The organism is Mesorhizobium album (assembly GCF_033977205.1).
GTDB lineage: Bacteria > Pseudomonadota > Alphaproteobacteria > Rhizobiales > Rhizobiaceae > Mesorhizobium > Mesorhizobium album.
Window position 1 is genome coordinate 22,304 of the sequence record NZ_JAVIIW010000061.1, and the last position, 15,233, is coordinate 37,536.

Genomic DNA, 15,233 nt, shown 5'->3' on the forward strand with positions numbered 1-15,233 from the left:
GCTTTCGCAGCCTAGGCCTGCCAAAATTATATCACAATAGAAAAATTTGTTAGAGCGTACAAAATTTTCGTCGGATATACGAAACCCATGGCGACCAGGACAAAGAAGCAAAGGACCCGGATCGAGGACATCAGGCGGGTCGAGCTGATCGAGGCGGCGCACCGCATCTTCCTGCGTGACGGCCTGAAGGGCCTGACGACGACCCGCATCTGCCACGAGGCCGGCATGTCGCAAGGCATCCTGACCTATTATTTCAAGGACAAGGACCAGGTGCTGTTCGAGATGGTGCGATACGCCAACCGTGTCCTGATGGATGCGGTGGTGATCAATCTGCGCCAGGCCGAGACCCGGTGGGATCGCCTGACGGCCATCGTCGATGGCAATTTCCCGGAGGAGAAGTTTGAGCGCAGCACAGCCAACGCCTGGATTTCCTTCTACGCGGAAGCGGCGCACAATCCCCGCTACGCCCGGCTGCAGGAGCTGTTCTACAAGCGCCTGCGGTCGAACATCGGCTCGGCGCTGTCGCCGCTGTGGTCGAAGCAGGAGATCGATGATTTCGTGCGCGGCTTTGCCGCCATGTTGGACGGCTTCTGGCTGCGGCGCGGCCACTCCGACGACGCCATCTCGCATCTGGAGGCGAGAGCGCTGCTGGTCGAATATTCGGAAAAGATGCTTGGCGCGGGCATGGTGTCGAAGCTGAAAAGGCTTCAATTGCAGGCGGCGTAACGGACCCGACTGCGTCGCCGGCAGCGAGCGGTTGTGAGCGCTCCTTGCCGACGCGGGTTTCACCATAAGGCCCCGCCGGTGATCTGGATATTTTCCATGGTGATCCCCTTGGCGAGGTCCGAGCAGAGGAACACCGCAAGCGCCGCGATCTCCTCCGGCTGCATGATGCGCCCTTGAGGGTTGCCTTTCCTGAATTCGTCCATCGCGTCTTCGACGCTGCGGCCCCTGCCCTCGCGCGCCACCACCTGCGCGACGTTGCGGCGCATCAGTTCGGTCTCGACCCATGTCGGGCTGATCATGACGCAGGTCACACCATGCGGCGCCCCTTCCAGCGCCACGCAACGCGTCAAGCCGAGCAGGCCGGCCTTGGAGGCGCAATAGGCCGGATTGTCCTTCCAGCCGACGGACGCCGCGGTCGAGCCGATATTGACGATGCGGCCCCAGCCGCGCTCGATCATGCCGGGCAGGACGGCGCGCGTGGTGCGGAAGGCGCCGGTCAGATTGGTGTCGACGATCTTGTCCCAGAGCTCGTCGGAATGGCCGCAGACCGGCTGCTCGGCGGTCGTGCCCGCGGCGTTGACCAGGATGTCGGCCGGACCGACAACTGCTTGGGCCTCGGCGAAGAAGAGGTTGGTGAGAGCGCTGTCGCGCACGTCGAGATGCGCGGCATGGACCTTGGTGCCATACGCGGCAAGCGCGGCGCGGACGCGCTCGACCTCTTCCGCGCCGGGATAATAGGCAGCGTCGGTTCTGCCCGCTTGCGGCGGCGCGACGTAGGATCCGACGGCTACATTGGCGCCGGCCTTGGCGAGCGCGGTTGCGATGGCAAAGCCCATGCCAGAAAAACCGCCTGTGACGATCGCGCTGCGGCCGCTCAGGTTTGTCATCGCATGCGATCTCCCTTTTCACACTGCAAGATAGCCTCCGTCGACGACCATTTCGGAGCCGGTGACGAATTTGGATTCGTCGGAAGCAAGGTAGAGGACCATCCAGGCGATGTCGTTCGGCTCGCCGAGGAAGCCTATCGGGTGGCGCGACAAGGCCTTGGCCTTTTCCTGCTCGAGCGTGCCGAGGTCGCGCAGGTAATTCTCTGTCTGCGGCGTCCAGATATAGCCGGGATGGATGGAGTTGCAGCGGATGCCGTAGCGCTGCTCGGCGCAATGCACGGCGACCGCCTTGGTCAGGGTGCGCACGCCGCCCTTGGATGCGCAATAGGCGGCAAGCTCGGCCTCGCCGATGATGCCGTCGATGGAGGAGAGGTTGATGATCGATCCGCCACCGGATTTCTTCATCAGCTTGATGCCTTCCTGGCAGCCGAGAAAGACGCCGTCGAGATTGACCGCCATGGTGCGCCGCCATTCGGCCAAGGAGGTGTCCTCGATGTTCTTGGCGATGGCGATGCCGGCATTGTTGACAAGCACGTCGAGCCGCCCGAAGCGCTGCTCGATCGCCGCCATGACAGCCGGCCAGCTCTCGGGCTTCGAGACGTCCTGGCGCAGGGCCAGCGCCTCGCCGCCGACCTTGACGATCTCGGCCGCCGTGCTGCCGGCGAGAGCTTCGTCGATATCGCTCACGACCAGTTTTGCGCCTTCCGACGCCAGAAGGAGCGACGACGCCCGCCCGAGGCCGAGCCCGGCCCCGGTGATGAGCGCTACCTTGCCTGCGACGCGGCCCATTTCGGCATCAGCCTCCCTTGTTCGACGGTTCCAGCGGCTTGCCCAGCCAGTCACGATAAAAGCCTTCGAGATCGGGCTCGAAATCATGCACGATGGGATAACCCGGCGCTGCCGCCTCGACCTCATGCAGCGTGCCGCATTCCGGACAGATGAATTCGCGGATTTCCATCCAGTCCGGATCCGGCAGGTCGCTGTTGGGATAGATCTCGCGCAACGATTCCTCGGTGTCGCGCACGATGATCGCGGCCTTGAGCTTCCAGTTCCTGCGGTAGTCGCCGAAGGAATGGCCGCATTCGCATTTCGTCACCCGCTCGTCGCCGCTCTGACAGATGAAGAGGTGATCGCCCACGGGGAGCAGTATCGGATCGCTCCAACCGACACGGTCCTGCAGCACCGCGACGTATTTGAAGAAGCGGTCGTCATCCTTGTAGGCGCTCATGATCCGGCGCGTCTGCGGCCAGGGCAGCGTGCCGGCAACCAGATCGGCAATGACTTCCTTGCTGTATGAGGTCATGGTCCTTACTCCACGCCGAAGGTCGATTTGGCGTCGACATCCCAAAAGGTCGAAAGGTCTTTTGCGAAGCGCGGCGAAAGCTTGATCGCGCTGGCATACATCTTCCTCACCTCGGGCGCGAAATCGGCTGCCTTGACCCGTTCGCGCTCCTTGGCCATCCATTCCGAAACCGGCTTTGCGCGCGCCAGGCGCTTTGCCCGCATCTCGGCGCGATGGCGTTTCGTTGCTTCGAGATTGGCGATCGGAAAGCCTTCCTCGTCCTCTTCAAGCACGATGCCGAAAACACCTTCGGCAGCTTCCTTGGTCAGGAAGCCGTTCTCGACGTCCCATGCTGTCTTCACCGGATCGCGCTCCAGCACGTCGCCGTAACCGCCGCCGCCATTGTAGGAGTGGGTGAAAACATCGCCCGTCTTGTGCGGCGCGGTGATGTAGGGCCCCTCCAGCGTCACATGCTCGCCTTCCAGCCGGACCTCGAGTTCCGAGCGATAGGGATTGGTGCCAGTGTGGTGGGCGAGCGGCGCGCGGTTCTCGGCGAGTTCGAAGATATTGCTGTCGCGCACCGCGCGGTGTTTCTGGCAGGTCGGCGCCGGATAGCCGCCGCAGAGCCCGCCATTGTCGAAGACGCGGGAGGAATGTTCGGACGTAACCAGCCTCAGATGATCGGTCTTTGAGACCAGCCAGGTCGACAGGAAGGAACAGCCGCCGCGATATTTGCCGGCGCCGCCGGAATTGGGAACGATGGAGCGGCCGATATAGAGCATCGGCATGTTCTGTTCCCAGATCTCGATATTGCCCATGTCGGATTCCGGATTCCAGCCGACATAGGCGGTGTCGAGCCCGTCCTTGATGGCTAAAGCGCCGGAGCCGGCTGCCGCGCATTCGAAATGCGCCATGCCGAAAGACGTGCCGTACTGGCTCTCTCCGCCCATCTCGATCATCGGGCTGTTGACCTGGCCGACAAAGGCCTCCTCGACGAAGCCGCGGGCGATGAAGGAGCGCGAGAGCAGCCGCTGGAAGACACCAAACGCGGGGAGCAGCAGCGCCCAGGAGGTGGCGGTCGCCACCATCTCGCTGTCGGGGTTGGTCCAGGTGCCGGCCGGCAGCTTCAGCTCCGTCGCCATCCAGGCACCGTCATTGACAAGGCCCTCGAAATTCATGTGCTGGGTCAGGGTGACGAACATGCCGCCGTCCATGCCGGCCGGCGTACAGTTCATCGAATGGTAACCCCAGGGCTGCGTGCCCTCGAAGTCCATGATGATCTTGCCGTCGCCGGTGATCTCCATCTCGATCGGAATGTTGTAGAGCCAGTCGGGATCGCCAAGCGGCTGGTAGCCCGGCTTGCCGGCGGTGACGTGACCATAAAAGGTGTGGCTGCGATAGATGCCGGGCACGGTGAGCTGGCGCGTGCGCGCGAGCTGGGCGCGGCGGCCCTCCTCGATGAATTCCTTCGACACCTGCATCCAGTAGTCGAGGCCGATCTCGTCGATCAGCGCCTTGACGCTTTCGCGCATGTCGATGCAGGAGGCGACCTTGGCCTTCTCGTCCAGTACCCAGTAGATCGGCATTCTGAGATTGCGCTCGCAGCGTATGACATAGTCGCGCCGGAGCTCGTCGTTCTCGCCGACCTTCTCGGCGCAGACGAACAACCCTTCCGTGAAGCGTTCCTGCGCCAGCGCCACGTCGCCGCCGGGGGTGATGCCGCCGGCCTCGAGCTCATGGCAGACAGCGCCCGCCCAGCCGACCAGTCTGCCCGAATGGAAGATCGGCACCACGTCCATCACGTCCGGCACCTGCACGGTGCCGATGAAGGCGTCATTGTTGGCGAAGATATCGCCGTCGCGGATTTGCGGGTTCTCCTCGTAGCCGTTGCGGATCATCCATTTGATGAAGCGGCTCATCGTATGCACGTGCACCATGATGCCGTTGGAGAGCGCGATCGCGTCGCCTTCCGGCGTGTAGATGGCCACCACCATCTCGCCGACTTCGCGCACGCCCGGCGAGGCGGAGATGCGGCGCGCCATCTCGCGGGCGGAGACGCAATAGGCGCGCAGCTTGGTGTGCAGCGTCTCGAATTTCAGCGGGTCCTGGTTGCGCAGCTCGAGCTCGGTGATGCCGTCATAGCAGCCGGTCTCTTCCATCAGCCGTTCGGATTCGATCAGCCGTTCGCGGATGCGCAGCGCAGAGGCGGGTTTGTCCAGCATGGCGTTCGCCCTCTCAAGCATGGGAGTAGTGGAGCAGCGTCCATTCATCGACGAAGACGCGGTCCCGCGGATGGACGACGAGCGTCGTCGCCGGATGTTCGATGATGGCCGGGCCGATGACCTCGTGGCCGGGCTGCAGCAAGTCCATCTCGTAGAGATTGGCCTCGTGCCAACGGCCGCCGATATAGGCCTCGCGCACGCCCTTATGGGCGGACGCCGGGTCTGACTTGCCGGGCGGCCGCTTGACCAGCATCGGCTTGACCTTGTCGGCGGTGGCGATCAAGCCCAGCTCGGTGATCGAGAAGCCGGCCTCGCCATAACGCGAGACGCGATGATTGACCTTGGCGTAGACCGCCTCGAACTCGGCGATGACCTTGCGCATGTCGTCGGCCGAAGCGATCACCGACAGCGGCGCCATCACCTCGACGTCCTCGAGTTGGCCGGTGTAGCGCATCATCAGGAACGGCACGGTCTTGATCTTCGGGAGCGCATGGCCGTCGGCGACCATTTCGTCGACCGCTGCCTTGGTCAGATCGTCCCAGACGCCCGTGACCTTTGCGCCGAAGGCCTGCAATTCGTCATCGCTCGCGCGCGCGCCGATGTCGATCTGTGTCGACACCGAATGGCGGCGCATGAAATCGGCGGTGGTGCAGCCGAAGGCCGAGAAGGCGGCGGCGAACTGGAAGGTGATGATGTCCTTGAAGCCGATGCCCCTGGAGCAGCCTGCCAGATGCAGCGGGCCGGAGCCGCCATAGGACAAAAGCGTGAATTCCGACGGGTGGATGCCCTGGCCGGAGATGACGCGCCGCAGCGCGTTGTTGGCATCGGCCTCGAGCATGTCGATCATGCCTTCGGCAGCCTCCTCGACGCCGACGCCGAGCACGCGGGCGCATTTCTCCTCGAAGGCTTTTCGCGCCTTCTCGACCTGCAGCACGACTTTGCCGCCAAGGAAGTAATGCGGGTTGAGCCGTCCGAGGATGGCGTCGCAGTCGGCGATGGTGGGCTCCGTGCCGCCCTTGGCGAAGCAGATCGGTCCTGGATCGGAGCCCGCGCTTTCCGGCCCGAGCGAGACCTTTCTCGTCAGAGGGTCGACCTTCAGGATCATGCCGGCGCCGGCGCCAATCGTGTCGAGATGCAGCGTCGGCACGTTGAGCTTGAAGCGGTCCATCAGTGGCTCGTTCTCGATCCGCGTCTGGCCACGGGTGATCACGCCCATGTCGAAGGAGGTGCCGCCCATGTCCGAGCAGATCAGCGAATCGTTACCGATCAGCTTGCCGACATAGGCGGCTCCGAGGATGCCGCCGATCGGCCCGGAGATCATTGTCTCGTGCAGACGCGGATGGTTGATCGAGGTCAGGCCACCAAAGGAGAGCAGGGTCTGCACGCCGTATTTGAAGCCGTATTTCTTCGAGACGTCCTCGATGCCCTTGAGCTGCTTGCGGCCGCGCGAGGTGGCGTAGGCCTCGATCAGCACCGAGTTCAGCCGCGACTGCTCGCGGATCACCGGGCGCACCTCATGGCTGGTGTAGACGAGGATATCAGCGCCGGCGGCATCGATCTCTTCGCGGCAGATTTCGGCGATGCGTTTCTCATGCGCCGGATTGACATGCGAGAAGACGGTCATGATGCAGATCGCCTCGACCTTGTCGGCGATCAGCTTCTTCGCGGCGGCATGCACCTCGTGCTCGTAGAGCGGCAGGATGACATCGCCGAACTGATCGATGCGTTCGGTGACGCCGTGAGTGCGGCGGCGCGGCACCAGCGGATCTGGATGGTGATGGGTGACCGCATGCAGGCGGTCCGCATAGGAGTAGTCGGCCCAGGCCTGCAGGCCGCGACCCATCAGGATCATGTCCTCGAGGCCCTTGGTGGTGATCAGCCCGAGCTTGCGACCGGTGCGCGACAACAGCGTGTTGAGCATGCCGGTGCCGGAATAGAGCACGACATTGACGCCCGAGAACAGGTCCTGCAGCGAGATGCCCCAGGCATCGGCCGCATCTTCGGCAGAAGCGAGAAACCCTTCGGCCTCGTTCTTCGGCGTAGTCGCCGACTTGCCTATCTTGAAGTGACCGTCCTGATCGACAAGGATCGTGTCGGTCATGGTGCCGCCGGCGTCGATGCCGATTACGATTGGATTGGTGGTGATCTGGTCCACTGGTCGCTTTCCCTTGCCGAGAACGACCGCAGGCTAGATTCGAGGGGCCGGACCGCGCCATATGCCTAAAGGCACAATGACGGCAGAGCGTGGTTCGCCGAGAAGAGGGCATGCGCATGGGCAACATCTGGGCGCCGCTGGCCAAGGCGATCGCCGCCACCGGCACCGACCGGCATGTCGACTGCCTGATCGACCTGATCGGCGCCGACATCGCGCATGACCTGGTGACGGTGACGCGCTATTCGGCGACGAAGACGCCGGAATTCGTCAAGCACCGGCGCTTCTCCGACGAGATGGTGCGGCGCTACCTCGAAAACTATTACGTCTTCGATCCCTTCTATGCCTCCTGGCGGCGAGCGCGGCGGCTGGGCATCATGCCACTCAAGAGCCTGGCCGACGAAGAGGCCAAGCGCGGCCAGTACATAGCCGGCTTCCTCGCGCAGTCGGAGATCTGCGACGAGGTCGGCATTATTCTCGCCGATGGCGGCGACTGGTGCCTCGGCATCTTCCTCGACCGCTCGACCAACGCCTTCAAGGACAACGAAATAGCGCTGCTGGAAGAGCGGCTACCGGTGTTCGAGGCGCTACATGCGCTGGACATCAAGGCGCGCGGCAGCGACTTCTCCCGTACCTCGGCCCCGACCGGCCCGGGCGCCTCGCCGCAGCAAAAGCCAAGCATCCCGGAGAGCCTGTGGCCGGAGCTGTCGCTGCGCGAGCGCGAGCTGGTGCAGCTGATCCTCGCCGGCCACCCGACCGCCAACATCGCCGAGCGGCTCGGTATCACTGTCGGCACGGTGAAGAACCATCGCCGGCGCATCTACGAGAAGCTCGACATCACCACGGAGCGCGAATTGTTTCTACAGTTCTTCCAGCACAAGAGTTCAGCAAGGTAGCTACTCTCAATCGAGTGCAGCGAATTGCCTTGCCGCACAGCAACCGGGGTGGCTGAAATTCAAACCCAGACATCGTAGATACGTGGTGAATGCCCGCTTTCGGGCGTTGCACAAGCTGACTTCAACGGCCGACATTTAGGCGCAAAGCTGCCGGTCAAATCCAGCATCCAGACGACATTGCGACTTACAGAGCCTGCCGCAGGCCACCGTGATCGATGGCTGCATAGGCACAGGTCAGTAACCGGAGTGGGTCGACACAGTGACACATGAGCGGTCTTGTGCTTCAGCAAGCAAATGCCAAATCCCGCACAGACCGCATCCGATCAATCAGCCTGGCTCGGGCGCCGGCTTGCGAGCGAACGGGCGCAGCACCGCTCGTCCCAGCGTTTGCCCGGGCATTTCCACAAGCGTGTAAGTGATCCAGGACAGAGCGCAAACCACAGGCAACACGACCCCAAGCACGATAGCGAAGCGGAGCGGCGCGTCCAAATCGTAGCCATAGCGGGCAATGACGAAGGCGGCGACGGGTTGCAGGACCAACAGATGGATTAGATAAATGCTGTAGGAGAGCTCGCCGAGCATGCGAAAGACGCCCCCTCCAAAAGCGACGGCAATCTTTCGCGCCACGGCACCGGGCGCACCCGGCAGCATCCTGTAGAGTACGAGGGCAAAGAAGCCCATCACCAAAGCTTCCCGTATCAGGAGTTTGGACAGCCCATACCCATCGCCGAAGGGGATGGCCGCGAGCGCCATTGCCAGCACCAGATAGAGCAGCGGCCGCGGCCGCTTCTGATGCACTAGGCCGGCGAGCAGCATGCCGCACAGAAACACCTGGATCTTGAGCGCCAATAAGGACGGCATCGGGAAATCGACCGACGCCAGGGAAAGGGCCATCACCGCGAGGCTGCCAAGCGCCGCCACGGACAAAGCGCCCCAGACCCAGCCGAAGCCGCGCACCAGCAGCATAAGCGCCGGAAAGGCCGCATAGAACTGCATCTCCAGGCCCAGGCTCCAGTCGGGAAGTGGCGTCCGATAGGCGAGGTTCGGGGAAAGGCCGAACAGGAAGGTCAGATGGGCGAAGATGTTTTTCAAACTGTCGTCCAGAAAGCGCTCCGGCGCCTGTGGAGCTCGCTGCAGGAAATCATCGATGACCACACGGGACTCATAGAGTTGAGGCCCGAGCGCAAGAGCAACGAAGAACAATAAGTAGAACAGGGGCGCGATGCGGAAGTAGCGCCTCGTCCAGAATTTCAACCAGGTTGCGGGGCTTTGCCAGGGCTCCCGATCCTGCCGCAGCTGATAGTGAAACACCATCAGGAAGCCGGACAGCATGATAAACAGGTCAACGCCAAGGGCAGGATCGCCAAGCACCGGGACGTGCCAGCCTGTCAAGATCAGGCAGTGCCCGACCAAAACCCACAAAGCGGCGGTGGCGCGAAGTCCGTCGAGGCATTCGATGCGCGATGACTTGATAATGCTATTGTCCATGCTGCGCTGCAGCATGGACAGCGAACTCTGGATGTCAACCCGCGTTAGTGTCTCGGTATGCAATTTGATGCGATGGCTCCCGCGGTGGCTACCTGAATTCGCACGGAACTTGCGTCGGTGCCATCGCAGTTCGATTGAACGAGTCTCAGGCGGTCTACCGCCTCACTTTAGTGTCGCCCGCATCGCTCTATTCAAATCCGGAACCAAAGCCGTCGCCGCATTCCGCCGTCGTCCACGCCCCGGATGTACCGTCTTGGCTGCAGATTTGCGTAGCGCCTCAAACAGCGCGCCCAGTTTGTCCGCGATAGGAGTGCCGATGCCGGTGCACGGGTCCGGGCCGACGCGGGCGCGGAAATAGCCGTTGTCGCCACTGGTTATGTCGTTGAAGCAGGTATGGTTGAGCCAGAGTTGCGGCGTCGCCAGTCCGAGCTTGCGCCCGAAGGCGGCAAATAACCCGGCGTAGAGCGGCGCTACGGCGCTCGTGCCGCCGATCACTTCCTGCCGGCCGTGCACGAAGACACTGTAGCCCGTATAGGGATCGGCATTGGCGGAGACGTCGGGCACCATGCGGCCGGGGCCGTGCGGGGCTCCCGCCTGCCATGCCGGCATGGGGCGGAACAGCTCCGAGAAGCCGCCGCCTGTTCCCGAGCCATTCGGGTTGCCGGGCTCGTCGTTCCAGACGGTCTCTTCCGCATTGGCACCGTGCGGCTTCATGGTGCCGCCGCAGCCAACGACGAACGGGCTGGAGGACGGCAGGTCAACATTGGCCGGATCGGCCCCGCCGTCCGAGGAATCGTTGTCGCCCGATGCAGCGAACACGATCATGCCGACCCTGGTGGCGGCCTCCGCCGCTTTGTTCAGCCTGCCGGGATAGTCGATGCCTGACATTGCAGCCGCCGACTTCCAGTTGGCCTCGTCGGAACCCCAAGACACAGAGCAGACGTCGCAGCCGTCGGCCGCGGCGGCGGTGATCGCAGTTGCCATCGCGCCCCAGTCGCCGGCGTCAGCCCAGTAGACGCGGATGCTTGCCGCATCGCCGGTGGCCACAGAATAGGCGGCGGCAGCGATTTCGATATCAAGTGCAACTTCGCGATCGGGGTCGGCCGCCGGGTTGCCGGAGTGCTTGTTCGGATCGTTGCGGCCGACCCCCATCGGCACGTCGACGATGGTCGGTGCCGGCAGGCCCGTCGAGCGGAAATAGGCATCAATATCCTTCTGCACCCACCCGCCGCTGAACTCGATGATCGCGATGACGCCGCCGCCAACAAGGCCGCTGGGCCAGGAATAGGCTCGGCAAAGATCCGGCACATCCCACGGCTCGGCTCCGGCGGCGGCCGGGCGGAAGGCGACGTCACCGACGCCGGGCAGCTTGAAATAGGGCCGGATGATGTTGGGCACCGCGCGCGACAGCGCCGCCCTGGCTTGCAGGCGGGCGCGACGTGTGCCGACGGCCCGGTCGTACATGGCCGCGAGATCAGCTTTCATGGCCGTTCGCGAAGCGCCGTCGAGGTAGATCATGTGTCCCGAGGGGTAGTTCTTGATCGCGAGGTTGGCGCGCACCTGGGCGTCCTGCAGCGGCATGGCTCCCAGCGTCAGCCTGGTCTGGAAGAAGGGCGTCACCGAATCGTAGTAGCCATTCGCCGAGAGTACCAGCAAGTCGGGATTGGCGGCCATTGTGGCGGCGAGATCGCCGGCCGTATAGAGCGTCGGGTTTCCCTGGCTGTCCGGCTTCTGCACCGCGCCCGTCGGATCGGCGTGACTAAAGTCCCAAAACTGGAAGGCCTGGTCGTTGAGGTCGATGAAGTTCGAGGTGGCCGTGAATTTGAGGTCGTTGTTGAGATAGGTGTTCCACATTGAGGTGTAGACGCCGCCGACAGCAGCCATCGTAGGGTCGTTCATTCCGCCATCGGGCGAGACGATGGCCGATATGCCCGTATCGATGCCGGTCACGCGCCCGTCATAGGCACCCAGCGCCAGGCCTCGGTCTTGCAGAAGCTCGACCAGGAAGGCGGAATGGCCGAGCCGGTCGGCAGCCTCGACGTTCAGCCGCCAGCCGCCGAGTTCGCTGGCGGGCAAGCCGAGATAGCGGCTCAGCGTCTCCACCGCCGTGGGATCTGCCTTCGGGAAAGCTTTCAGCGCCGCAGCGTAAGGCCCCTGCGCGAACTGAGTGACGGTCTCCATGTATGGAGCGAGGTCCGCTGGTAGCGGCTCGATGCCGGTCTTCTTGTGAAACCACGCATCTGCGGCAAAGGTCGGCATCAGGCCGACCGCGTTGGAGAAGTTGGCGGGATAGTCGAGCACACTGGACTGCAGCGTGATGCCGTTGAGGTCGAGGCCGTCCTCGTGCAGCAGCCAGGCCAGCACGCAACTGCGGGCCGTGCCGTAGGATTCTCCGAGCAGGAAGCGCGGCGAGTTCCAACGGTTGAAGGCGCTGAGGTACCGCTTGATGAACTGCTTGATCGAGACGGCGTCCTGATCGACTCCCCAGAAATCGCGGTTCTTGAAGGGTGCGATCGCCGCGGAATAGCCGGTGCCGACAGGGTTGATGTAGACCAGGTCACTGCGGTCGATCATACTATCGGGATTGTCCTCCATGGCATAGGGCGGAGGGGGCGTGAAGCCCGGCATGCTGGTTCTGATGCGCCTGGGCGCAAACGAGCCGAGCAGCAGGAAGACCGACGACGAGCCAGGTCCGCCATTGTAGAAGAACGTCACCGGGCGGGTGGTCGCGTCCATGCCGTCCGCTGTAAAGGCGACATAGAAGACCTTGGCGGCGGGCTTCGAACTCGACGGGTCGACGGCGACGAGATGACCGGCTATGGCGGTGTAGGGAATGGAAATCCCATTCACCTTGGCCACGTGGTGGGTAATGGCGGCGTTCTCGTTCGCGTCCGAAACAGAGTCATCCGGCCCGGACCCATAAGCGGTGATGTCGAGAAACGGCTGGTCAGGTGCAGGCGCCTGCGCGCCCAGGCCATTCCTGATTGTCTTCGCCATCGCCGGCCTCCAAGACTTCGAGTTTACGCCAACCGATACTCTTCGGTTGCCCTCCGCCCCGGCGAATGTCTTTCCTTCTAAGTTTGCTAAATTCTTATTTTATACTTCTGTAATATATAGAATTTCATGCAGTACCATACGCCCGTTTGGCAGAGCCTACAAGTTGTGAGCATCGGCGCCTGTGAGCCGGATCGGCCGCCATGTTGTCAGGGCACATCGATGCCATGCCCATCGAGCTGTCGGTTTGGAGTGCTGGGAATAACTCATCATGTACGTCGGCGCGCAGCTGTCTCGCCGCCAAATTCGGCTACCATCGCCCAGCGGGCATTTATTCACCATAAGCAGGCAATCTCATTGAAGGCGCTTCCACCGTGCCTAATCCGAGACTGTGTCGTTGATGACGCATTCCGCTTAACACCGGCGGCCGACGTTTTCATGTACCCCCTACCCCGCCCCAAACAGTATGCGTCGGCCGCCGACCTAGGCAGACAAAAAACTGCCTAGTGCCGCTACTTGTCCCGCCGGATCACGCGCCTTTCCCATCGGATCCCAGCTATCAGCCTCATCTTCGCCAAGGTCGCGAAATACCGGACATCGGGGCTTCGAAGGGAGTGTTTTGTGATGATCCGAATTCTTGTTGCGGCCGGCGCTCTAACGTTTGCCGCCTCTTTTGCTGCCCCGGCAAACGCGCAAGAGACTTTCCATGGCTACGATTGCAGGGATGACTGCTCGGGACACGAGGCCGGCTATGATTGGGCGGCGAGGAACGACATCACCGACGAACGGGATTGCGATGGGGATAGCCGATCTTTCAACGAGGGCTGCCAAGCGTACGTCGAAGAGCAAGCGGACGATGCAAATCGGAACAGTCCATCCGACGACGAAAACGACAACGACGACTCCGACGAATAGGAACCCAGGTTGCGACTAGTTCCGCGGCAGCTTGTGGATCTCGAGCCATACCAGCCCGCCTCGATCGCAAGGTCACCATCTTGGCCTGCCCGAGTGCTTAATAATCGAGCGACGAGCGCGGCAGTTGCCTCGGGCTCATCGGCCGCGTCTATGATGATCTGGCAGCATTCGATCAGGACCATGAACAATGCATGATTGGCATCGCGATGCCGCACTTCGAGTGGCGAGCTCGTCCGATATAATTGCTCTCGCTAGTGCGATCTTCGAATGAACTGATGGAGCCTGACCGGCTGCGCGGCGGTTAGTCTCATGCCTTCCACATTGTCGAGCGGAGAAGAGCCTGCATTTGCTCTGCCAGGTCGAGTTCGCCGCGCCGCTCGATCTCCAAAAGATATCGGGCCTTGGCCACGCGATCGCTTTCCCTGGCCGCAGGATAGGCGCAGATAGCCAGCAGCGCCCTCTCCTCTGCTCGGCTGGCTCTGTCGTAGTCGCGGCTGCTGCCGCCCATCTCATGGATGGCCTTGCCGAACGCCGCGTAGGCTGCCTTGTGTGCTTCAATCAGCGCACCCAGTTCGTTGGTCGGTTCTCGATCTCCACACGGTGCGGCGAGAGCCGTTCCCGCAACCGTTGAGGCGACAACAGCGCTGCTGGTGTGAAAGAGCAGGGCGCGGCGGTTGATCCTGGACGTGGCGAACTCTCCTCTTCACTTCATGGCTGGCAAGATCGGGTCTCGCAGAAACCACCTGCACCGTAGCACGACGGTTCGAGGATTCATGTCAGGATGGATGGCACTGCGGGGCGGCGCCTCGCTCGTTGATTAGCCGGCCGCTTTTTCAGCGCTCCTATTTGCCGCAGGCCGGTTCGCCCGGCTGTCCGCAAGACGGCTTCTTCTTCTCTTGCTGCTGCGGCTTGGGTTGCGTCTGCGACGGACGTCGCTCTTGCATTTGAGGTCTCGGCTGCTCCTGTGGCGGACGCCGTTCTTGTATCTGAGGTCTGCGCTGCTCCTGCGGCGGACGCCGCTCTTGCATCTGAGGTCTCGGCTGCTCCTGCGGCGGACGTCGCTCTTGCATTTGAGGTCTCGCCTGCTCCTGCGGCGGACGCCGTTCTTGCATCTGAGGCCTCGGCTGCTCCCGCGGGGGACGCCGTTCTTGCATCTGAGGTCTCGGCTGCTCCTGTGGCAGGCGTCTCTCCTGCACCTGGGGCTGGGGCCTCGGCTGCTGCTGCAGTCGTCTTTCTTGCATCCGCGGTCGAGGCTTCGGCTGCGCCTGGAACTCCGGCCTTTGCGGGCTAAGCACCTGCTTTTCCTGCTTAAACTGGCGCCGCGCATTCTCGTTTGGCTTGTTGGCCTTGAAGTTCTGTTGAACGTTGGCCTCGCCGCCGGCTGATCCGCCACCGGCATTCGGAGGCTTGCGCAGACTCCTGTTCCTTACATTCGCGTTCGGGGAGACGGCGCCCTGCCCGCTCGGCCCCGTGACCGTGGCCTGGCCGGACGACTGAACCTGGTTGCGTCGCAACTTCTTTTGGTTGCCGCTGGGCGCATTCTGGTTAGAGACCGCCGGGTTGTTCTTCTCGACCTTCTCCTGCGCGCTCTGCCCGTTTTCGGCCGGCGCACCGTTGACGGTCGGCAGCTTGCGGAACTTCTTGCCCTTCCGCTGATCCGTGCCCTGCTCT

Annotated in this window: 11 protein-coding genes and 1 pseudogene; 3 read left to right on the forward strand and 9 right to left on the reverse strand. The window is 62.7% G+C overall.

Annotated features, from left to right (window positions below; genetic code table 11):
* Window positions 1–87 precede the first annotated feature (87 nt).
* Window positions 88–726 (forward strand): transcriptional regulator BetI, encoded by a 639-nt coding sequence (gene betI / locus RFN28_RS31350; RefSeq protein WP_320291027.1) that lies wholly within the window; start codon window positions 88–90, stop codon window positions 724–726.
* A gap of 59 nt (window positions 727–785) precedes the next feature.
* On the opposite strand, the gene RFN28_RS31355 is transcribed toward betI, so the two are convergent.
* From RFN28_RS31355 to RFN28_RS31375, 5 genes are read right to left on the reverse strand one after another with little or no spacing between them, the layout of a single operon-like run.
* On the reverse strand, window positions 786–1,613 hold the full coding sequence (locus RFN28_RS31355) for an SDR family NAD(P)-dependent oxidoreductase (protein WP_320291029.1): 828 nt from the start codon (window positions 1,611–1,613) through the stop codon (window positions 786–788).
* A gap of 18 nt (window positions 1,614–1,631) precedes the next feature.
* Complete coding sequence (locus RFN28_RS31360) at window positions 1,632–2,402, reverse strand: glucose 1-dehydrogenase (protein ID WP_320291031.1); 771 nt, start codon at window positions 2,400–2,402, stop codon at window positions 1,632–1,634.
* A 7-nt stretch (window positions 2,403–2,409) separates the two neighbouring features.
* Complete coding sequence (locus RFN28_RS31365; RefSeq protein ID WP_320291032.1) at window positions 2,410–2,916, reverse strand: acetone carboxylase subunit gamma; 507 nt, start codon at window positions 2,914–2,916, stop codon at window positions 2,410–2,412.
* A 5-nt stretch (window positions 2,917–2,921) separates the two neighbouring features.
* Window positions 2,922–5,117, reverse strand: a complete 2,196-nt coding sequence (locus tag RFN28_RS31370; RefSeq protein WP_320291033.1) for a hydantoinase B/oxoprolinase family protein — start codon at window positions 5,115–5,117, stop codon at window positions 2,922–2,924.
* Window positions 5,118–5,130: 13 nt separating this feature from the next.
* Window positions 5,131–7,272: a hydantoinase/oxoprolinase family protein gene (locus RFN28_RS31375; protein WP_320291035.1), complete on the reverse strand. Its 2,142-nt coding sequence runs from the start codon at window positions 7,270–7,272 to the stop codon at window positions 5,131–5,133.
* Between the two features lie 110 nt (window positions 7,273–7,382).
* Here RFN28_RS31375 and RFN28_RS31380 point away from each other — a divergent pair, with 110 nt between their 5' ends.
* Entirely contained in the window at window positions 7,383–8,165 is a 783-nt protein-coding gene (locus RFN28_RS31380; protein WP_320291036.1) for a helix-turn-helix domain-containing protein, read from the forward strand.
* 327 nt (window positions 8,166–8,492) lie between these two features.
* Here RFN28_RS31380 and RFN28_RS31385 read toward each other — a convergent pair whose 3' ends face one another.
* On the reverse strand, window positions 8,493–9,668 hold the full coding sequence (locus RFN28_RS31385) for an acyltransferase family protein (RefSeq protein WP_320291037.1): 1,176 nt from the start codon (window positions 9,666–9,668) through the stop codon (window positions 8,493–8,495).
* Between the two features lie 147 nt (window positions 9,669–9,815).
* The gene (locus RFN28_RS31390; RefSeq protein WP_320291038.1) at window positions 9,816–12,650 is read right to left on the reverse strand and encodes a S10 family serine carboxypeptidase-like protein; all 2,835 of its coding nucleotides are present in this window, start codon (window positions 12,648–12,650) and stop codon (window positions 9,816–9,818) included.
* 621 nt (window positions 12,651–13,271) lie between these two features.
* Here RFN28_RS31390 and RFN28_RS31395 point away from each other — a divergent pair.
* Entirely contained in the window at window positions 13,272–13,562 is a 291-nt protein-coding gene (locus RFN28_RS31395; RefSeq protein WP_320291039.1) for a hypothetical protein, read from the forward strand.
* A gap of 307 nt (window positions 13,563–13,869) precedes the next feature.
* Here the strand turns inward: RFN28_RS31395 and RFN28_RS31400 are convergent, their stop codons facing one another.
* Window positions 13,870–14,070: a hypothetical protein gene (locus RFN28_RS31400; protein WP_320291040.1), complete on the reverse strand. Its 201-nt coding sequence runs from the start codon at window positions 14,068–14,070 to the stop codon at window positions 13,870–13,872.
* A 334-nt stretch (window positions 14,071–14,404) separates the two neighbouring features.
* Window positions 14,405–15,233, reverse strand: a pseudogene (locus RFN28_RS31405) (hypothetical protein); the annotation flags it as partial.